Here is a 19206-nt window from a genome sequence, read left to right as displayed (position 1 = left end):
TACTGGAGGTCTTTCACACGCCTAGATTCATGGTCATGACGAACAACACGAGCACCGCGAACAACACGAGCACCGCGAACAACACGAGCACCGCGAACGACACGAACGCCCCTCAGAAGGCGGCCGCCCCCCGCCTCGACTTCGCCAAGGCCGCCCCCAAGGCCTTCAAGGCCCTCATCGGCTTCGACGCCGCCGCCCGCGACGGCCTCGACCCGGCCCTCGTGGAGCTCATCCAGATCCGCGCCTCGCTCCTCAACGGCTGCGCGTACTGCCTCCACATGCACACCTCCGACGCCCGCAAGGCGGGCGAGGACGAGGCGCGGCTGCACATGGTCGGCGTGTGGCGCGAGGCCCGCACCTTCTTCACGGAGAAGGAGCAGGCCGCCCTCGCCCTGACCGAGTCGGTCACTCTCGTGGCGCGGGGCGGCGTCCCGGACGACGTCTACGTAGAGGCCGCTCGGCACTTCGACGCGTCCGAACTCGCCCGCGTCCTCGCCCTGATCTTCACGATCAACACCTGGAACCGCATCGCTCTGAGCACCGCGAAGGTCGCGGGCGAGGACGAGAGGGTGGCCCACTGAGTGGGCCCGGCGTCAGCCCTTGAGCTGCGCCATCCACGCCTCGACGTCGTCGGACGTACGCGGCAGCGCGGCCGACAGGTTCCTGTTGCCGTCGGCCGTCACGAGGATGTCGTCCTCGATCCGGACGCCGATGCCGCGGTACTCCTCGGGCACGGTGACGTCGTCCGCCTGGAAGTACAGGCCGGGCTCGACCGTCAGGCACATGCCGGGCTCCAGCGTGCCGTCCACGTACGTCTCGGTGCGCGCGACGGCGCAGTCGTGGACGTCCATGCCGAGCATGTGGCCGGTGCCGTGCAGCGTCCACCGGCGCTGCAGACCCAGCTCGAGTACGCGCTCGACGGGGCCCTCGACGATGCCCCACTCGACGAGCTTCTCGGCGAGCACGCGCTGCGACGCGTCGTGGAAGTCGCGGAACTTGGCGCCCGGCTTCACCGCCGCGATGCCGGCCTCCTGCGCCTCGTACACGGCGTCGTAGATCTTCTTCTGCAACGCGTCGAAGCGGCCGTTGATCGGCAGCGTGCGCGTGACGTCCGCGGTGTAGTACGAGTGCGTCTCCACACCGGCGTCGAGCAGGAGCAGCTCGCCGGAGCGTACGGCGCCGTCGTTGCGCACCCAGTGCAGGGTGGTGGCGTGCGGGCCCGCGGCGCAGATCGAGCCGTAGCCGATGTCGTTGCCCTCGACGCGGGCACGCAGGAAGAACGTTCCTTCGATGTAGCGCTCGCTGGTGGCCTCGGCCTTGTCGAGGACCTTCACGACGTCCTCGAAGCCGCGGACGGTGGAGTCGACGGCCTTCTGGAGCTCGCCGACCTCGAAGTCGTCCTTGACCAGGCGTGCCTCGGAGAGGAAGACCCGCAGCTCCTCGTCGCGCTCGGCGGTGACCTTGTCGGTCAGGGCCGCCTCGATGCCGGCGTCGTAGCCACGCACGACGCGCACGGGGCCGGTGGCCTCGCGCAGCGTGTCGGCCAGCTCGCGCACGTCGGACGCGGGGATGCCGTAGAGCTTCTCGGCCTCGGTGAGGGAGTGGCGGCGGCCGACCCAGAGCTCGCCCTGGCCGTCGAGCCAGAACTCGCCGTTCTCGCGGTTGGAGCGCGGCAGCAGGTAGATCGTGGCCTTGTGCCCGTCGGAGACCGGCTCCATGACGAGGACGCCGTCCTCGGTCTGGTTGCCGGACAGGTAGGCGTACTCGACGGAGGCGCGGAACGCGTACTCGGTGTCGTTCGAGCGGGTCTTCAGGTTCCCGGCGGGGATCACCAGGCGCTCGCCCGGGAAACGCGCGGAGAGGGCGGCACGGCGGGCCGCGGTGTTCTCGGCCTGCGCGACGGGCTGCAGGTCGTGCAGCTCGGTGTCGGCCCAGCCGGACTTCATGCTTTCGGCGAGCTCATCGGAAACGCCCGGGTACAGGCCGTTCTTGCGCTGCTTGATCGGCTCTTCTTCGGTCTCTTCCGGGTTCGCCGGGTTGAGCGCCTCCGACACGATCTGCCTCCTATGTACGACACTGGGCCACCCTCCATCGTACGGGCGTACGGAAGGGGTCCCAGGGCCGGAAGGCCACTTACACAGCGTGCCCGGAGTCTCACCCGGACGCCCTCCACGCGCGCGTGCCCACGCATCGCCGGAAAGCGCCGCTCACTCGAAGCGCGCCGCCAGGAGCACGACGTCCTCGTCGCTGTCCACGGCGTCGAGCCCGTCGGGCAGGACGGTGTGCAGCACGTAGTCGGCGATGGCCCCGGGGTCGTCCCTGATGCCCTTGGGGACGCTCGCCGCCGCCGCGTGCAGCCGGGCGAAGGCGCGGTCCATCGGGTCGCCGGTGCGGTGCAGGAGGCCGTCGGTGTAGAGAAGCACCGTTTCTCCGGGCTCCGGAGTGATCTCCACGCTCGGCGCCTCCCAGCAGGCGAGCATGCCGAGCGGCGCGGACAGGGAGGTCTCCACGTACTCCGTGCGCCGCTCCCCGATGATCAGCGGCGGACTGTGCCCGGCACCGGCGAGGACGATCTTGCGCAGGGCGGGCTCGCAGTACGCGAAGAGTGCCGTCGCCGACCGCGCGGGCTCGGTCAGCCGCAGCAGCAGCTCCAGGTCGGAGAGGACGGCCACGGGGTCCTCTCCCTCCATCACCGCGTACGCCCGCAGGGAGGCGCGCAGCCGTCCCATCGCGGCCACGGCGCTGGGGCCGGAGCCGGTGACGGAGCCGACCGCGAGGCCGAGCGCCGCGTCGGGCAGCGGCAGCGCGTCGTGCCAGTCGCCGCCGCCGCGCGGCCCGGTGCGGTGCCTGGCGGCGAGCTGCACCCCGGCGACCCGCGGCAGCCGCGAGGGCATGAGCTCCTCGCGGAGGGTCGCCTCGGTCGAACGGGCGCGGTCCAGGACGAGCAGGCGCGCCACGTGCTCGGAGGCCTGGCGTGCGTAGAGCCCCACGAGGTGGCGGCGGCGCTCGTCCGGTTCGGCGGGCTCGTCGTACAGCCAGACGGCGGCGCCGATCCGGCCTGCTGTCCCGGTGGTCAGGGGCAGCGCGTAGCTCGCGGCGTAGCCGAGGACGGCGGCGACCTCGCGGTGGCGGGGGTCGAGGCCCTCGTCGGCGAGCAGGTCGGGCTGCACGATCTCGTCCGGCACGGTGCCGGGTCTGCCGTCGGTGGCGTCCAGGAGCCTGCCGTACGAGGTGGCGCGGCGCGGCACCGTCTCGATCTGTCCGAGGTCGGCGCGGCCGAGTCCGAGCCCGATCGTGGTGTCGGGGCCGAGTCCGTCGGCCGGTTCGACGACGACGAGGCCGCGCCGGGCGCCCACCAGGGCCGCTCCGGCGCGCAGGAGTTCGCGCAGCGCCTCGTCGAGGGTGGCCGTGTGGGCGAGCCGTTCGGTGAGTTCGTGGAGCGTGGTGAGATCGGAGACCCAGCCCGCGAGCCGGTCCTGGATCATGGCGCCGGGCGCGCCGGGGGCGGGAGTGTCCTCGGTGCGTGCCGCGGCGGGTGTGGTCTGCGCGGTGGGCGCGACAGTGTGTGCCGGTGGCGGAACAGTGGAATCGATTCCGGCCACTTTCGGAAGGTGCGGGGCGTTCATGGCTGACGACTTTCCGGCCGGTGCGTAATGCTCAAAAGCATCGCAAACCCCCATGTCGTTATGCGCCGCTGGCAATGCCTCCAGATGTACACGCACTGGTGAGGGGATGTCCAGCATTGTCCTGCCGGGATTCATGGTGTTCGGGGGAATTCCGTGATCCGTAAAAGATCTTGAAAAGATGGCTGAAAACAGCGCCGGGTTAGGGCATATTAGGATCGACTGACGTTGTTCGGTAAAGCGTTGCAGTGGTCGCGCTGGGTACGTACTCAGTGATGGCCAGGGGCAGTTGGGATCGATCCGGAACCTGTCGAAGGACCCGGGCGTCCTAACTCACGACGACCGTGCCCCATCCTCCCGTGGCGGAGGCGGCAAGCAATATCGCGGGACGGCAAACGCCAGGCGCCGCCACCCCACGCCACGTCAACGCTCGGTTCAGAGTGGTTCCCCATGCCGCAGGCTGGGTGCAGATGTGCCAGCTCGTACGTACAGCGAAGTGATCCACACATGGTGTGATGTGGCCCGCAGTCTCCCCGGCTAACGCCGGCGTGCAACGGAAAGGAACGAGCGCTCATGCGCGAGATCCTCGGAAGGCGACGCAGGCTCCTGTCCTGGCGAATCGGAAGGAAGCCCGGCCGGAGCGCCGGACAGCTCGGCGCGGCTCTGACCTTCGCGACCGCATGGCGGTGGCCCGTACTGCCCGGAGTCGGTCTCGACCGGCGCGACGGCACCCGGTGCGCCTGCCCCGACCCCGACTGCGCGGTACCGGGCGCGCACCCCCTCGACCCCGGCCTCCTCGCCGCCACCACCGACGAGCGGATGGTCCGCTGGTGGTGGAACAACCGACCCGGCGCACCCATCGTGCTCGCCACCGGAGACCGCGCCCCGTGCGCCGTCAGCCTCCCCGCGGAAGCGGGTGCGCGTGCCCTCGCCGTGCTCGACGAGGCGGGCATCAGGCTCGGCCCGGTGGTCGCCACCGACGCCAGACTCCACATCCTCGTCGCGCCGTACTCGATGGCCCAGTTGGGCGAGCTCCTCTACACGAAGGACTACGTCCCGGGTTCCCTGCGCTTCCACGGAGAGGGGGGCTACATCGCCCTGCCGCCCTCCGTGACCGGCCAGGGCCCGGTCCGCTGGGAGCGCGCGCCGCTGCCCGGATCGGCCGCCCCCTGGGTGCCGGACGTCGAGGCGGTCGTGGACGCCGTCGTCGACGCCCTCACTCGTACGGGTGTGAGCGCGCCCGAGTTGTAGGGGAATTGGGCGCGCGGCGAACGGGCCGCGCGCCCACTGTCGTTATCTTCGGCTCATGCAACCCCGCCTGATCATGCTCCTGGGCGTCGCGGCCGTCACGGTTCTCCTGCCGCTCGCCGAGGCGTCCGCGGGGCCCGTGGGCGACGGTGACGCGAAGTCGCCCCTTCCCCACCCCGCAGCCGCCCCTTCGAACGCCCCTTCGGAGCCGCGCGCGGAGACCGTCTCGCGGTGCGGTCCCGAACTCTCCTCGCCCGACGGCATCGAGGCCCAGACCTGTGTCCTCACCCTGGGACATGACACCTGGGCGCGTACCTATTACCGCAACGCCACCGGCGGCGAGCTGACCGCCGTCCTGACCCTGATGGGCCCCGGCGGACGCACCGTGCAGATGCACTGCGAGGTGGAGGCGGGCGACGAACCGGCAGCGTGCGAGACCCCGCGGGAGCGGTCGGCGGGTGCCGCGGCGGCGTACTCGGCGGTGGCGGAGTACGCGGCGGGCGAGACGGACGGGCTGCTGCTGCGCTCGGGCAGCAACTCACCGCCCCCACAGGACAGTTGAGCCTTCGACCGGTCCCCGGACACAAAAGGGCCCGGTTGCTGGCGACGGGGGATGCACCAGCAACCGGGCTACCTGAACGGTAACAAGAGATCGGCTCTTGGCAAATTCGATCCCAGTTATCCGGACAGGGATTTACTTACCGCTACGGGGAGTTGTGACTGGAGTCACGAGTTCCGTTCCCAGCCGTACCGACTGACTGGTGCGTCAGTCGGTACGGAGCGGCACGCATGGGGACGGTGGGGTCAGCTGAGGGTGACCTGGCGGTTGGTGAGGCCGCCGCGCGCCCGGCGCTCGTCCGCGGTCAGCGGGGTCTGTGAGGCGAGCGCCGCCGTGAGCCGCTCGGCGAACTCCGCCGCGGGCTTCTCGACGTCCGCCGCCGAGACACCGGTCGGCAGGTCCCACACCGGAACGGTCAGACCGTGCGCACGGAAGGAACCGACCAGCCGGGTGCCCTCGCCGAGACTCGACGTACCGGCCGCGTGCAGCCGGGCCAGCGCGTCGAGGAGCTGCTCCTCGGCGTGCGGCATGACCCAGCGCAGGTGGTTCTTGTCCGGCGTCTCGCACCAGTACGCGGCGTCCACGCCGGTCAGCTTCACCGTCGGAATGGCGGCATCGTTCGCCCGTTCGAGGGATGCGGTCACTTCCGGAGTGGCGTTCTCCGCGTCCTGCACCCAGAACTCGAAGCCCGAGTGCACAACCGGCTCGAAACGGCCCTCCGGGTCGATCAGGTCCTGCAGCCGCGGCCCGTCGGCCGGGGCGCGACGGCCCTTCACCGGCGTACCCGGCTCGGCCTCCAGGGCGCGCTGCAGGGTGTCCGCCAGGTCGCGGCTGATGTCGCCGGACGCGGTGTCGTTCTGCAGACCGAGCAGCACCGAACCGTCGTCGCGACGCAGCGCGGGCCAGGCCATCGGCAGCACGGTGGCGAGGGAGACCGACGGAATCCCCTCGGGCAGCCCGTCCTTGAGGGTCAGCTCGACCGTGGCGGCGGGCACCAGCTCGCGCAGCGCGATCCAGTCGCACTCGCCGGGCAGGCCCTCGAAGGGGCGCTGCACCAGCTCGGTCACCGCGTGCGCGGCGGCCCGTCCGTGACACGCCTTGTAGCGCCGGCCCGAGCCGCAGGGGCAGGGTTCACGGGCGCCGACGACCGGATAGTTCTCCGCGCCGCCGGTGCGGGCTCCGTCCTTGACCTGCGACTGCTGCTTGCCCTTGGTCTGAGGGCGCTTCTTGGCCATCTGGGTGTCTCCCGGCTGCGGCTCTGTTGCACTCTTCCGTACGGGCGCGAGCCTAGCCGTTCGCGGATTCAGTCCAGGTCGTCGAAGGGGTCCGCGAAGGCGAGCTCCGATATCGCGGCCGCCGACGGTGCGGCGACGCGCGTAGCGAAATCCTCGTGGTGGTGTCCTCCTTGCACGACGGCCCACACGGTGACCTCGCCGTGCACGTCGTCGCGGACGCCCCAGGCGTCGGAGAGCGCCGTGATGATGTTGAGCCCACGGCCGCCGTGCGCCGTGACCGACGGAGTGGCCGGTACCGGACGGGTCGGGCCGCCGCCGTCCGTCACTTCGACCGTCAGCCGACCCGACTTGTCGACGTGCCACGCCACCCGGACGTCGCCGTCGCCGACCATTCCTCGGCCCAGTGGCCTGCCGTGCCGACAGGCATTGCTGAGCAGTTCCGACAGGATCAGTACGGCATCGTCGACGACCGACTCGGACACCCCGCTCATGCGCAGCTGATTGCGCATGTGGTGCCTCGCTTCCCCCACGCCCGCAGGGCCATGGGGAACGGCCATGCTCGACGACGTGGGCACCTCCCGTGCCACCACCAACGCCACCCCCGAGACCTCCTTCGCCCCACGCCACGGTGTGGATGCCCCATTGGACTGGACCGGAAACCGGCCAATCCCCGTCCGGTGACGCACTCGTGACGATCGAATACGGACCGAACGCGCCGGTGCACTCCCTGTAACCGGAGTTAATGGAGTCCCAGTTGATTCAGCTGTGACAGAACTTGCTTGGGGCGGTTGGTGATGATCGCGTCAACGCCCAGTTCCGCACAGAGTTCGACATCCTCCGGCTCGTTCACCGTCCATACGTGCACCTGGTGTCCCGCGCGCTTCAGCTTCGCGACGTACGAAGGGTGGTTGCGCAGGATCCGCATGGCCGGACCAGCGATGCGTACTCCCTCGGGGAGGCGTCCGTCACGGTGGCGCGGCGAGACGAACTGCATCAGGTAAACGGTCGGCAGCGTCGGGGAAGCGGCCCGGACACGGTGCAGCGAACGCGCCGAGAAACTCATGACCCGTACCGGTGAAGGGCCCTCAGCGGGCGGCGCGTCCAGGCCGAACCGCTTGAGCAGCATGAGCAGGCGCTCCTCGACCTGTCCCGCCCAGCGGGTGGGGTGTTTGGTCTCGATCGCGAGGCGTACGCGGCGGCCCGAGGCATTACTTTCGGCCACGAGCTCTAGGAGCCGTTCCAGGGTCAGGACCGAGGTGTCCGCGCCCGTTCCCGTGCCGCCGCCTGTGCCCTCACCCGTGTCCTCCCCTGTGTTCTCCCCCGTGTCCTCCCCCGTGGCGGACGCCCAGTCGGGGTCCTCCTCGGCCTCTCCGTGGTGCTTCTTCCAGGAGCCGAAGTCCAGGGCGGCGAGGTCGGCCAGTTCGAGGGCGGAGACGGCGCCGCGGCCGTTCGACGTACGGTTGACGCGCCGGTCGTGGACACAGACGAGGTGGCCGTCGGCGGTGAGCCGTACATCGCATTCGAGGGCGTCGGCACCGTCCTCGACCGCCTTCTTGTAGGCGGCCAGCGTGTGTTCGGGAGCGTCTTCGGAGGCTCCGCGGTGGGCGACGACCTGAATCTGGTGCTGTCGTGCGTGGGTCACCGCGTCATGGTGCCATCACGGGGTACCCGGAGGCTCGCCGGGCGAGGCCCTCACGGGGCGCCGAACACACAGGATCGGCTTATGGTGCCCTGACAGCCCATGGGAAAAGCTGACTGCAGACAACTGCGACTGTGACCGTGCGGCCGCGTGCGGACCGCATGCCGCCCGCATGTCGGCCGCGTGCCGCCCGCAGGGTCCGCACAGCCGGCACCGCCGGGCCGTGACCGAGAACGTACGTAACGACAGCATGGACCGAGGAGAAGAGCTGTGAGCACCGAGAACGAGGGCAACGAGGTACCCCAGGCCCCGTCCGCGCCCCCTGCGCCGGTGGACGCTCCCGCTGTTCCCGCAGACTCCACCGACTCCGCCGCCTCCGGCCCCGCGGGTGGTGCCGCCCCACTCTCCGGGCGGGCCGGGCAGGCCGGGCAGGCCGAGCCGCAGGGGCACGAGGGGGCGCCTTCCGCTCCCGCGCACGCCCCCTCCGCGGAGGCGCCGGGTCAGACGCCGGGCCACGCTCCTGGCCACGCCCCCGGCCACGCTCCTGGCCACGCTCCTGCGGCGGCTCATGGCGCGCATGCGGGCGCTCCGGAGGGGGCGCCTTACGGTGGTGCGGCCCAAGGCGCGCCGCACACCGCCCCCCAGCCCGCTCCGCACACCGCCCCACACCCGGCTCCGCACCCCGCCCCCCAGGCCGCTTCCGGCGCCGGGAACTGGCCGCCGCCGCAGCCGCCCGCCGTGCCGTCGTACGCGACGGACGGCGGCTCCGGTTCGGGCTGGGGCGCCTCGTACCACCCGCAGGAGCCGAAGCCCGGCGGCCGGCGCGGCGGTCTGGTCGCCGCGGTGCTCGCGGCCGCTCTGCTCGCGGGCGGCATCGGCGGCGGCGTCGGCTACTGGGCGGCGGAGCGCGGCGACAGCGACACGAACTCGACCACGGTCTCCGCGCCCGACACGCCCGCCGACCTGAAGCGCGAGCCCGGCTCGGTCTCCGACATCGCGAACAAGGCCCTGCCCAGCGTCGTGACCATCGAGGCGCAGAGCGGCGGCGGCGAGGGCGGCACGGGCACCGGCTTCGTCTACGACACGCAGGGCCACATCCTCACCAACAACCACGTCGTGGCGTCGGCCGCCGAGGGCGGCAAGCTCCAGGTGACGTTCTCGAACGGCAAGAAGTACGCCGCGGAGGTCGTCGGCCGCGCCGAGGGGTACGACGTGGCGGTCATCAAGCTCAAGAACGCCCCGGCGGGCCTGCAGCCGCTCAAGCTCGGCAACTCCGACCGGGTGGCCGTCGGCGATTCGACGATCGCGATCGGCGCGCCCTTCGGCCTCTCGAACACCGTCACCACCGGCATCATCAGCGCCAAGAACCGTCCGGTGACCTCCAGCGACGGCGGACAGAGCGGCAAGAGCTCGTACATGAGCGCGCTGCAGACCGACGCCTCGATCAACCCCGGCAACTCCGGCGGCCCGCTCCTGGACGCGCGCGGCGCGGTCATCGGCATCAACTCCGCGATCAAGCCCGCCGAGAGCGGCGGCGGCCTGGGCGGCCAGGGCCAGTCCGGCTCCATCGGCCTGGGCTTCGCGATCCCGGTCAACCAGGCCAAGCAGGTCGCCCAGCAGCTGATCAAGACGGGTCAGCCGGTCTACCCCGTCATCGGCGCCTCGGTCTCCCTCCAGCAGGAGGGCACGAGCGGCGCGACGATCTCCCGGGAGGCCGTGAGCGGTTCGGAGCCGGTCACGCCGAACGGCCCGGCGGACAAGGCGGGCCTGAAGCCCGGCGACGTCATCACGAAGCTCGACGACATGGTGGTCGACAGCGGCCCGACCCTGATCGGCCAGATCTGGACCCACAAGCCGGGCGACAAGGTCAAGATCACATACGAGCGTGACGGCAAGGAGCGCACGGCCGACGTGACACTGGGCCAGCGCAAGGGCGACAGCTGACCCGCTAGTCTTGTCCCCGCGCCGTCCGGTTCCGGTCCTGATTCCGGTGGACGGCGGCGCGGGGTGGGTTGCCCGAGCGGCCTAAGGGAACGGTCTTGAAAACCGTCGTGGCGAGAGTCACCGTGGGTTCAAATCCCACACCCACCGCAGCAGGTCAGAGTATTGACTGGTCAGAAGGGTGTCTCTCACTGAGAGGCACCCTTCTTCGTGGGTCCGTGTCTCACCTTGATCCGCAACTGTCACGCCGTTGACCAGTGTGTGTGGACCAGGCGTGGACCACGGTGGAGCCTGAACAGGGCCTTTCACCAGGGGCTATGGGCCATTGGTGGGCCACCGGCCGGTAAACCTGTGGCTGCCGAGACGCGGCCGGGTGAGTGGCCCTGCTTCATGCGCCTGGGTGTGAGTCGGTGCGCTGGCAATGCTGCGGTCCGGGGGCGTGCACTGTGGATGCGCGCGCTTGGGCTGGATACCGTTTGAAGCAAAATGCTGGTGCGCGTGTCGACACCTGCCATGGTTACTGTGCTTCTCGGTCTCCAGACCTTGGGTCGCGCACAGGGCAGGCGGCCGGAGCCCTCGGATCCTGCGGCGGACACAAGGGCCCCGGCACTCCGTCCTCCCAGCCACCCTTGGGGCGACTCCCGCTCGCTCCAACGGGGAGGACGAAATGGCGTGGAGACACCTGTGGAAGGGGAGCCGCAATGTCCCCACGCCTGCGGCCGCCGTCGATCGCCGACAAACGGCGGTGGCCGCACTCACCGCCTGCCACCTCACCTAGCACCTTGCCAAGGGTTGTGGGTCCCTTGGCGAAGGTGAGAGACAGTGGCGAGCGGGAGTTCCTATTTCGACGGCCAGCCGACCGCTGCGGCCTCCTCGGAGAGGGATGTGCGTAGAGCGATAAGGCCGGCTAGATCTGCATCTCGCACGAAGATTTCCATCAAGACGCCAGCCCGCCAGTAGCTCACCGCACGGACTGCGTCCATGATCTCCTCGATCACCGCAGCCTGCTCAGGCGACGACGCGTTCATCGGGACACCTTCCAAGGGAGCACCAGAACCCAGAGGGATCCCACCCCCTAGTCTCCTCCCCTTTAGGGCGCGCTAACCGGAACTAGTCCTGCCAGTTCACCCGTTGACATGCAAGGATCACGAACAGGTGATTGAGCTGCCCGCTTGCGCCTCGGTCTTTCTGGCGGAGGAGCAGGTGGGACCCGCCTCGGGCGGGCGCCACTCACGTAGTCGGGATTCAGGTGAGTCGGTATATCCGGCGCCCTCGCCAGCATGAGCGATAACCCCGAGCGCGTCGAGGCGTAAAGCGGCCCAACAACGCAGGAGACGCCGTCCTGCCCAATGTGGGCGAAGGACGGCGCCTAGTGGAGCGCGTGGGACCGGTCAGTCTTCTTCCTCTGCTGCCTCCAGAGCCCGCTCAATCTGGCGGTTCGAGCGATCCTGGCTGCGGTGGATGGCCTTCGCGTAGAAGCGGAAGAGGACCGCAATGCTGTGGCCCGCGCGACGGGCGACCTCTGCCGGGGAGACCCCCGACTCAAGCCAGAGCGACACGCCCGCATGCCGCAGTGAGTAGGGCACCTCCGCCAGGGGCGAGGCCACCTCGGAACCCGACAGCACTGCGAGTCGTGCGGCCTTCCAGAGCTCCCCGTACTCCTTGGACAGGAGATGCCCACCTTGGACCGCACGGAACAGGCGGCCGTCATCGGCCGTACCGAACTCCTTGACGTGATCGCGGATCATGCGGACCAGGACGGGCGGAATGGGGACGGGCCGAGTGGCCTTCCGGGCGCGCTTCTTCAAGCCGCGTGAGTCAAACGACTCGCCCGTGTCCGTCCACCCAGAGCCGACGCGGGGAGTGCTGATCGACAGGAGTACCTCTCCCCAGCCCTCTTCGGGCAGGGCGAAGTCCGACTCACAGAGATTGGACGCCTCACCGGGGCGATTGGCCGCGTAGTAGAGGCAGCCGAAGAATGCCCTCAGGTGTCGGCCGCGCTCCCCCTGGGCTCCCACACCTTCGATCAGCTTCCGTGCCAGCTTTGGGCCGGGCACGAACCGGAAATCGATCTCGCCATCGGATTCCGGGGGCGTCCAGTCCACCTTGTCGAGGGGGAGTGTTGTCAGCAACTCCCGCTCCAAGGCGTACCGCAGGCAGTTGCTGAATACGGTCCGCTTGCGGTTCACCGTGTTGTCGGCGGCGGCCGTGCCGTCCATCTTCTGCGAGAGCGCGTCGAGGGCGGAGCGCACCACGGAGGGGGTGTTGAGGGCAGTGATGTCCACCGATTTGCGGCCGATCCAGTCGAGCGCCGCCGCGATGTCCTCGGGGGGTGTCACCACATCCGCACGGCGGTTCCACTTTCCTTCGTCGTCCAGGACGAAGCGGAAGGCCCATGAGTAGAGCGCGGCCCGGAGCACCTTCGCCGCCGGGGCCCCACGGTTGTCCTTGATCAGCCGAGGCGTAACCGTGGCCAACGCATCAGCGATGCCCGCACGGTGCTTGGCCGAGACACCGGGCCACTTCATGTCCGTGTACGCGAGGGTGTGCGCGTACCAGGTGGGTGGCTTGGGAGCCTGGATCTCAGAGGAAGGCAGACCAGTTTCCGAATCGAACTGCTCGCGGTTGCGCAGGGCGGACAGCAGCTCTGAACGGCGGCCGTCAGCTTGGGCCTTGATCTTGTAGCTCTTGGAGAAGGGACGGGGCCCGACACGCCAGCGGAGTTGGTAGGCCGCAGCGCGATGGGCGCGCTTCCGGATGCTCCAGATCTGAACGTCGTACGTCAGCATGTGGAGACCTCACAGGTGGCGAACCAGGCGTCGAGGTCCGAACGGCGTATGCGGATCTGGCCGTTGGGGAGTTTCAAGCACTTCGGGGCATAGCCACGCGCTCGCATTCGATAGAACGCCGCCCGTGAAAGCCCGATCTCGTCGAGCGCTTCCGCCAGGGTGAGCTTCTGGTCACGGTGGGAGGTCACAGCCAGAGGGCTCCTTCGGTCTTGGCGCGTTCCTTCTCGGCGCGGGCTTCGGCGAGGTCATTGCGGACTTGAGCGGCAAGGAGTTCTTCTCCGGGGCTGTAGCCGGTGCCCAGAAAGGTCCAGTCGGAGAAGACGAGGGTGGTGTCGTCGGTTGCTTCGGTCTCGGTGTCTTCCACGTCGAGGACGGCGCGGCGTTGTTCCGCCTGCCAGGCTCGGCGCTCTTCTCGCAGTGCGCCGAGAGTGGTGGAGTAGCGCCGGGATTTCGTGGAGAAGTGGCCGCGAAAGCCGAGCATGTGGGCCCACTTCCAGAGCTTGAGCTCTTTGAATTCGGGCAGCGCTCCGAGGTCCCAACAGGTGCGGATCATCTGCCGAACGTGTCCGGCCACAGGAAGGTGTGCGAGGGATTCGCGACCGGTTCCGGTGCAGGTATCGCAGGGTTCAGGGACGCCAGCCACAGAAGTGGTCATCCCGTGTCCACGGCAGTCCCGGCAGTAGAGGGGGCGGTCGATGGTGCCGGAGTCTTCAGCGCCCTTGGTGGCGTACTTGGCGATGTATCCGGCGACTGCTTCGGCCGTCACCCGTCCCTTGCCGTCATCGGCAGTGATCTGCCGTACGTCGACCTGCCGCCCCCAACGCAGCGTGCGGGCGCCGATGCGGTCGGAGTCCACGATGAGGGTCACGTGCCGGGCCGCGAGCTTGACGGCCTTGGCGAGTACGCCAGCCGTGGCTTCGGCGGGCGGGGGCGTAGAGCTGCCTTCGGGACCGTCGAAGCGGACGATGGCATGAAAGTGGACGACGCCGCGCTTCTGATACTCGGCGACCTTGGCGAAGGACACCCGCACGACTTCGGCCGCCGCCTTCTGCGTCATGTTCAGCAGGTGGGCGACGTAGCGGCGAAGGTAGGTGGTGAACCGCCCCCACAGCTCCCCCGCGTGCGCATTGAAGAGGACCGCACCGGTGTAGTCGTAGCGGGCGGGGTCCACCGGCGTGCCAATGGCCGGGTCATTGTCGGCATGATGGCCGCCGCAACGGCAGCCGGGGCGGTCGCGCCAGGTGAGGCCGTGCACCGGGCCGAAGCTGGGGGCGGTGAGGGTCGCGAACACCCTTGGATGCGTGCGCACTTCGGTAGGAATGCTCTTGCCGCCCACCACACCAGCCTTGATCAGTTGGTAGGTGTCCCCCGCGTAGATGCGTGAGCAGGAGGGGCAGCGCGAGGCACGACGGTTTCCGCAGGCCACCAGGATGCGGCCCGTGGGGTCGTCTGCCGTGTTGAAGCTGTGGAGCACACGCCCGGTGGGGGCATGAACAGTCTGGGTGTACCCGGCAAGGCGGATGGGGTGGGTACAACCGCGGACTGCCTTGACCTGGTTGTGGACGCGGTCGAAGTTGTCGCCGTTGGCGAGTTCGATGAGGTCCCGTACAGCCAGGCTCGCCACGTGGCGGAGGTCCAGGGGCTGGGGCATGGGCGGCGTCCCTTCGTTTTTCAGAGGTACGGGGATGGGACCCGAGCCGCAGCGGGGCAGGAGTGGGTGCGGCTCGGGGCAGGGAGAACCGTGGCCGGACACGGCCAGCGGAGAGAGAAAATTTGCCGGGCCAGGTGGCCGGCGGGCGGCTCAGGCTTTGAGCTGAGCGGCGATAGTGCTCGCCAGGTCCAGCAGCGGCGCGGGTGCCTGGGCGACCGGATCGGCCGGGGCCGCCGGGGCGGCCGCCGGGGCGGGCGCCGGGTCCGGCTCAGGAGCAGGGGCCGGTACGGGAGCCGGGTCCAGGTCCGGGGCCGGGCCGGGGGCGGGTGTGGTGGCGAGGGTGTGGAAGTGGCGGAGCATCTGAGGGCCGACTGCTCCCCAGCCGAGCAGGAGCAGCGGGGCGACCGCGTCCAGGGCGGCGCGGCCGTAGTGTCCGGCGGCGATGGGTTCGGCCACGTTGAGGGCGAGGGTGAGCAGCCCGGACAGGTGCATGAGCCGGGTTGCGCCGCGCAGTTCCTTGCCGGGCACGCCGCGCAGGGAGAGGTAGCGCAGTCCGACGAGGAGGCCGACGACGGACAGATCGACCATGGGGGCGATCAGTGGGGCGATGGGGCGGGGCACGCCCAGGCGCAGCGCCAGGGACCAGACGTTGCCGAAGCTGAACACGAACGCCAGAGCGGCGATGGTGGCCATGACGATGGTTACGGTCCGCTGCGTCACCCGTTCTCCAGCCATGCGAGTCACCTCCTTTCAGCAGGTTTGAGGGTTAGGGGAGTTCACGCGGCGACGAGCGGGCCGCCGTCGTCGTCCGGGGGCAGGACCTTGCGCAGGACCAGGCGTCCGCCCGCGAGGTCGTCCAGGAGCAGGATGGGGCAGCGCATCAGGTGCGCGGTCGCTTCCGCGATCCGAGCCGTGTCCGCATCGGAGACGTAGGGGGTGCGGATGCGGATGAAGCCCTTGCGGTCGTGCGCCTTCATGACCAGGACGCCGACGTAGTCGGGACCCTGAAGCTCCACCGGGTCCATGTCGGGCCACTCGCGGATGTTGTCGCCGAGCGCGGCCACGGAGGCGTCCGTGGTCTTCTGCGCGAAGGACAGCCCGTAGGGGCACACATCCCGGATGAAGGTAGGGATCGCATCCCCGGTGGCCTTCTGCGTGAGCGGCAGGGTCACGATGCCCGACGAGCGGCCCTTCTTGACGAGGTCTTCCACCAGGCGCGCGTTCTCCGCCGCCAGAGCCGCGAGCCGCTTGGACTTTTCGTCCCGGCCCTTGTGGTCGCGGAAGAAGGTGTGCGCTTCGTCGATGATCAAAAAGACGATCGGCCAGTCCTCACGCGGCCCCTTGTGCCACATGTCCGTGGTGCCGAAGACGCTCTTGGCCAACTGGGCACGGCGCTCGCGCAGTTCGACCAGCTCAGTCAAAAACGCGTTGGCCTCTTCCACGTCATCGCCGACGTAGCGGAACAGACGGTGCGCGATGCTGGCGTAGTCGCCCTGCTCTGCCTTGGACGCCTTGCCATCGATCACCGCGAACTGCACCAGGGGCGAGGGCGCGAAGTCACAGATCAGACGGTTGATGAGCGAGGTCTTCCCGTAGCCGGGCAGACCGGCCACCGTGACCCCGGGCACCTCCTTGATCGTCGCGGCAGCCGGGACGCCGTACTCATCAGTGCCCAGGTCCCAGCACGTCACGTCCTTCGGGGGCGCACCCGTGGGCACGTGGGTGGTCGTGATGGCCAACGGGTCCTCCCGCACGCCACGGATGATCACGTAGCCGGGCTTGAGGTCCGGGGTGACCGAGACCCGCACGCACCCCCAGGCGTCGGCCAGGAACCGGGCCGCCTTCTGGAATTCCTCGCGGGACACCTTGGGCAGGCACTTGGCCCGCACCACCACGCCGAACCGGTCGGGGGTGACCTTGATGGCGGGGGTCAGTATCCGGGGTTCGGGCTTGTGGCCTTCCTTCGTGGTGAGCGAGGCGAAGGCGGTGGGGGTCCGGTCGGTCACCGACAGGCCCGCCATCGGGGCGAGCCGCTTCCAGCCGCGCCGTACCCGGCCCGCTTGCAGGATGCTGGCCCGCAGCATCGCGTCCGCCCGTATGTAGCAGACGATCCACCACACGAGCCAGACGAAGAGAAGGGCCAGGCCCGCCCCGACCATGATCGGGGCGAGCTGCGAGATTTCGGACAGGTTCACTCGCCCGCCTCCCTTTCACCAAGGCCGCCCAGGAGGGCGACCGGATACGACGTGGGGTCGGTCGCCATTACGCGGCCTTCTTGGACTCGGCCGACGCGGCGGGCTGAGCGGCCGGGGCGGGCGGCGTGGCCAGGTCCAGGGACTTGGCGCGGTAGGCGACGCCGTCGGACAGGTTGCCGTTGTTGATGCGCGCCCACGGGGTGGCGAACAGGTCCACCGGGCGGACCACCGACCCGATCTGGAGGCCGTTGGGCAGTCCCGACTCGGGAACGGTGATGCGCATCATCTCCGCACGGCCGTCCTCCATCAGCATCACCGTGACGTGGAAGAGCCGTTCACCGGTGTCACGGTCCTTGGACTCCTGCGTCTTCTCCATGTCCACGTAGCGCTGCTCGGGCAGCGTGCCGACGATGCCGATCGTCGTGTCCAGAATCCGCACGGGGATACGGGTCATTGCCATGAGATGGCTCCTTCATTGGTTCGGTGACCGCTTGTTCGGCCGCCGAGATCAAGTAGACCTAGCCAGGCTAGCCATGTCAAGTGGGATAGCCGACGTGGCTAGGTGCTTTCAGGAGAACGCCTGGGTTAGGTGGGCTAGGCCGGGCTACGCTGAGGCCATGACGAAGCCGACTACCGACGCCCGCCCGCCATACCAGCGGGTTGCCGACGTCCTGCGGCAGGAGATCAAGTCCGGCCGCCTCAAGCCCGGCGAGCAGATGCCGTCCCACCGCGAGCTGCAAGAGCGGTTCGAGATCGCGAACATGACCGCCCGCAGCGCGCTGCGCGTCCTACGCGAAGAGGGACTCGTCTACACGGTCCAGGGGCGGGGCAGCTACGTCATGGACCGCGAGGGCGCGGCGGACGGGGGCAGCGTCAACCACGCGCCGCCCGCCTGGTGGACCGCGAGCCAGGACACTCCGTCACTCAAGGGGGCAGCCGAGGCCGAGCAGGAGGCGCCGCAGGACGCGAGCCTTACGGAGGTCCTGCGCGGCGTGGTGGGCCAGCTTGATGCGCTGACTTCCGAGATGGGTGATCTCAGGCATCAGGTGTCCCAGCTTCGGGGGAAAGTCGAGGAGCTAGAGCGCCAAGACGGGCGTTGAGCTCTTCGGCCCCCTCATGCAGTTCCCATATCTGCCCACGCAGGTCCGCGACCCTTTCCGTGATGTGTTCCAGCAGCCCGCGGATTTCCTCGCTCACCGCGTCCCTCCCCGTCCTCGTGCCGTTGCTCATGCCGTCAGTACTCCACACAGCCCTTACCGCCCCGCTTACCAAAGCCGCCCGCAGCGGCCACAGTTGAGTCACAACGCCTGTGGTAAATGCCGTGGTAAGCGACCGTCGCGGCCGCGACTACCAATCTGGCGTACGTGTCGGACACCAGCGCGGGCCGATCCCGCCCCACGGGCAACAGTCCGGCGATTTCCCGCGCTGCGGCGATCTGATCCGTCTCCGCAGCCCGCCTTGCGAATAACACTCCGCCTCCTCCGGTACGTCGCGGGCCACGCACCCGCAGGGACACCACCAGGGTCCGGAAAAACGCCGGTTTGGGTAACCGGCGATCGTCGGCTATGTTGCCGCCAGCCCACGCCCGACTGCCTCATGCCTGAACCTCCGTTTCTCGGGTCTCTCCTGCTACAGGTAGAAAAATCCGGCCCCGTGTGACACGCGCGCCGCCCCAATTTCGAGCCGCCTCATCACAGCCACAGCCCGGCGGACAAGTCGAACCAAGTGCGCATAGTGGGAACCCTCTTCCTGGAAACGGGCACCTTTTGACGCCCCTCGTAGAGGGGTCTTTTCGGTACACCGTGTGACCCCCACCGGGCGTGATGTGCGTCACTGTGCATTCAGGTCAACTCCTTTCCTGCGAGAAGGGGATCGCCAGAACTCTGTTTGTGACACCGGACCTGAAATTGCCCAGAACATCCCGGTAGCTCCCAATGCCAGCCAGCAGCCCAACCGCTCGTGTGATCCACGGGCGCAATGAACCATGAGAACCGGCTGTGGATAACTTTTCGCGATCGGACGCCCGTTGACGCCCAGGAGCATCCTGGCCCGATGTGCCTGTGGATAGATCTGGACGATCCGGAGCACAGAATATGCTGAACATGGGCAATTGCTGATTAAACGGGAATTTCTGCCGTCCAAGTCCGAGTAAGCGAGCGCTCGCGCAGAACGAGGCAGGCCGCGCCGGAGCAGCAGGCAAGCGACGAAGCCGAAGGCGCCCGGCAGGCAGACGTGTTCAGACTTTCTCTACTGATTCAAGGCGGCCCGCTGACGCGGGCCGCGCGGCGCGGCGGCCGTGCCGCCGCACGCTCCTGTCTACCGCCCC

At 69.1% G+C, this 19206-nt stretch carries 17 protein-coding genes and 1 tRNA gene; 6 read left to right on the top strand and 12 right to left on the bottom strand.

Annotated elements, in window-relative coordinates; genetic code table 11:
* The first annotated feature begins 29 nt into the window (after positions 1-29).
* A complete protein-coding gene (locus tag NOO62_RS19945; RefSeq protein WP_268772249.1) occupies positions 30-581 on the top strand; it encodes a carboxymuconolactone decarboxylase family protein in 552 nt (183 codons plus the stop codon).
* A 12-nt stretch (positions 582-593) separates the two neighbouring features.
* Here NOO62_RS19945 and NOO62_RS19940 read toward each other — a convergent pair whose 3' ends face one another.
* Positions 594-2054, bottom strand: a complete 1461-nt coding sequence (locus tag NOO62_RS19940; RefSeq protein ID WP_268772248.1) for an aminopeptidase P family protein — start codon at positions 2052-2054, stop codon at positions 594-596.
* 153 nt (positions 2055-2207) lie between these two features.
* Positions 2208-3743, bottom strand: a complete 1536-nt coding sequence (locus NOO62_RS19935; RefSeq protein ID WP_268772247.1) for a PP2C family protein-serine/threonine phosphatase — start codon at positions 3741-3743, stop codon at positions 2208-2210.
* 453 nt (positions 3744-4196) lie between these two features.
* On the opposite strand from NOO62_RS19935, the gene NOO62_RS19930 reads away from it, so the two are divergent.
* Positions 4197-4874: a bifunctional DNA primase/polymerase gene (locus NOO62_RS19930; RefSeq protein ID WP_268772246.1), complete on the top strand. Its 678-nt coding sequence runs from the start codon at positions 4197-4199 to the stop codon at positions 4872-4874.
* 55 nt (positions 4875-4929) lie between these two features.
* Positions 4930-5433, top strand: coding sequence for a hypothetical protein (locus tag NOO62_RS19925; RefSeq protein ID WP_268772245.1), 504 nt, complete (start codon positions 4930-4932; stop codon positions 5431-5433).
* Positions 5434-5675: 242 nt separating this feature from the next.
* On the opposite strand, the gene NOO62_RS19920 is transcribed toward NOO62_RS19925, so the two are convergent.
* From NOO62_RS19920 to NOO62_RS19910, 3 genes are all read right to left on the bottom strand, one after another.
* Positions 5676-6665, bottom strand: coding sequence for a DUF5926 family protein (locus tag NOO62_RS19920; RefSeq protein ID WP_268772244.1), 990 nt, complete (start codon positions 6663-6665; stop codon positions 5676-5678).
* Between the two features lie 68 nt (positions 6666-6733).
* Positions 6734-7351 (bottom strand): ATP-binding protein, encoded by a 618-nt coding sequence (locus tag NOO62_RS19915; RefSeq protein ID WP_268772243.1) that lies wholly within the window; start codon positions 7349-7351, stop codon positions 6734-6736.
* 53 nt (positions 7352-7404) lie between these two features.
* Positions 7405-8307, bottom strand: a complete 903-nt coding sequence (locus NOO62_RS19910; RefSeq protein ID WP_268772242.1) for a glycerophosphodiester phosphodiesterase — start codon at positions 8305-8307, stop codon at positions 7405-7407.
* Positions 8308-8574: 267 nt separating this feature from the next.
* Between NOO62_RS19910 and NOO62_RS19905 the strand changes: the two genes are divergently transcribed.
* Positions 8575-10248 carry a S1C family serine protease gene (locus NOO62_RS19905; protein WP_268772241.1) on the top strand — a complete coding sequence of 558 codons (1674 nt, stop codon included), beginning with the start codon at positions 8575-8577 and terminating at the stop codon, positions 10246-10248.
* A gap of 62 nt (positions 10249-10310) precedes the next feature.
* Positions 10311-10395, top strand: a tRNA-Ser gene (locus NOO62_RS19900).
* A gap of 689 nt (positions 10396-11084) precedes the next feature.
* Here NOO62_RS19900 and NOO62_RS19895 read toward each other — a convergent pair.
* The 7 genes from NOO62_RS19895 to NOO62_RS19865 all read right to left on the bottom strand — a co-directional run bounded on the left by NOO62_RS19895 (position 11085) and on the right by NOO62_RS19865 (position 17340).
* Positions 11085-11273, bottom strand: a complete 189-nt coding sequence (locus tag NOO62_RS19895) for a hypothetical protein (protein ID WP_268772240.1) — start codon at positions 11271-11273, stop codon at positions 11085-11087.
* Positions 11274-11636: 363 nt separating this feature from the next.
* Entirely contained in the window at positions 11637-13034 is a 1398-nt protein-coding gene (locus tag NOO62_RS19890; RefSeq protein ID WP_268772239.1) for a tyrosine-type recombinase/integrase, read from the bottom strand.
* A complete protein-coding gene (locus NOO62_RS19885) occupies positions 13028-13222 on the bottom strand; it encodes a helix-turn-helix transcriptional regulator (RefSeq protein WP_268772238.1) in 195 nt (64 codons plus the stop codon). Before NOO62_RS19885 ends, NOO62_RS19890 begins: the two co-directional genes overlap by 7 nt.
* Positions 13219-14685 (bottom strand): replication initiator, encoded by a 1467-nt coding sequence (locus tag NOO62_RS19880; protein WP_268772237.1) that lies wholly within the window; start codon positions 14683-14685, stop codon positions 13219-13221. Before NOO62_RS19880 ends, NOO62_RS19885 begins: the two co-directional genes overlap by 4 nt.
* A gap of 150 nt (positions 14686-14835) precedes the next feature.
* Entirely contained in the window at positions 14836-15420 is a 585-nt protein-coding gene (locus NOO62_RS19875; RefSeq protein ID WP_268772236.1) for a DUF2637 domain-containing protein, read from the bottom strand.
* Positions 15421-15461: 41 nt separating this feature from the next.
* Positions 15462-16880 carry an FtsK/SpoIIIE domain-containing protein gene (locus NOO62_RS19870; RefSeq protein ID WP_268772235.1) on the bottom strand — a complete coding sequence of 473 codons (1419 nt, stop codon included), beginning with the start codon at positions 16878-16880 and terminating at the stop codon, positions 15462-15464.
* A gap of 67 nt (positions 16881-16947) precedes the next feature.
* Entirely contained in the window at positions 16948-17340 is a 393-nt protein-coding gene (locus NOO62_RS19865) for a hypothetical protein (RefSeq protein ID WP_268772234.1), read from the bottom strand.
* Between the two features lie 157 nt (positions 17341-17497).
* On the opposite strand from NOO62_RS19865, the gene NOO62_RS19860 reads away from it, so the two are divergent.
* Entirely contained in the window at positions 17498-17980 is a 483-nt protein-coding gene (locus NOO62_RS19860) for a GntR family transcriptional regulator (RefSeq protein ID WP_268772233.1), read from the top strand.
* Positions 17981-19206: the final 1226 nt, after the last annotated feature.

This window comes from Streptomyces sp. Je 1-369 (genome assembly GCF_026810505.1).
Lineage (GTDB): Bacteria > Actinomycetota > Actinomycetes > Streptomycetales > Streptomycetaceae > Streptomyces.
Note: the sequence above shows the minus strand (reverse complement) of the source record. Positions and strands in the feature narration are given on the sequence as shown.

Excerpts from the sequence above, each read along its gene's own strand:
- NOO62_RS19945 (WP_268772249.1), top strand. The coding sequence starts at position 30 with ATGGTCATGACGAACAACACGAGCACCGCGAACAACACGAGCACCGCG.
- NOO62_RS19925 (WP_268772245.1), top strand. The coding sequence starts at position 4,930 with ATGCAACCCCGCCTGATCATGCTCCTGGGCGTCGCGGCCGTCACGGTT.
- NOO62_RS19930 (WP_268772246.1), top strand. The coding sequence starts at position 4,197 with ATGCGCGAGATCCTCGGAAGGCGACGCAGGCTCCTGTCCTGGCGAATC.
- NOO62_RS19895 (WP_268772240.1), bottom strand. The coding sequence starts at position 11,273 with ATGAACGCGTCGTCGCCTGAGCAGGCTGCGGTGATCGAGGAGATCATG.
- NOO62_RS19880 (WP_268772237.1), bottom strand. The coding sequence starts at position 14,685 with ATGCCCCAGCCCCTGGACCTCCGCCACGTGGCGAGCCTGGCTGTACGG.
- NOO62_RS19920 (WP_268772244.1), bottom strand. The coding sequence starts at position 6,665 with ATGGCCAAGAAGCGCCCTCAGACCAAGGGCAAGCAGCAGTCGCAGGTC.
- NOO62_RS19865 (WP_268772234.1), bottom strand. The coding sequence starts at position 17,340 with ATGGCAATGACCCGTATCCCCGTGCGGATTCTGGACACGACGATCGGC.
- NOO62_RS19935 (WP_268772247.1), bottom strand. The coding sequence starts at position 3,743 with ATGCTGGACATCCCCTCACCAGTGCGTGTACATCTGGAGGCATTGCCA.
- NOO62_RS19890 (WP_268772239.1), bottom strand. The coding sequence starts at position 13,034 with ATGCTGACGTACGACGTTCAGATCTGGAGCATCCGGAAGCGCGCCCAT.
- NOO62_RS19860 (WP_268772233.1), top strand. The coding sequence starts at position 17,498 with ATGACGAAGCCGACTACCGACGCCCGCCCGCCATACCAGCGGGTTGCC.
- NOO62_RS19875 (WP_268772236.1), bottom strand. The coding sequence starts at position 15,420 with ATGGCTGGAGAACGGGTGACGCAGCGGACCGTAACCATCGTCATGGCC.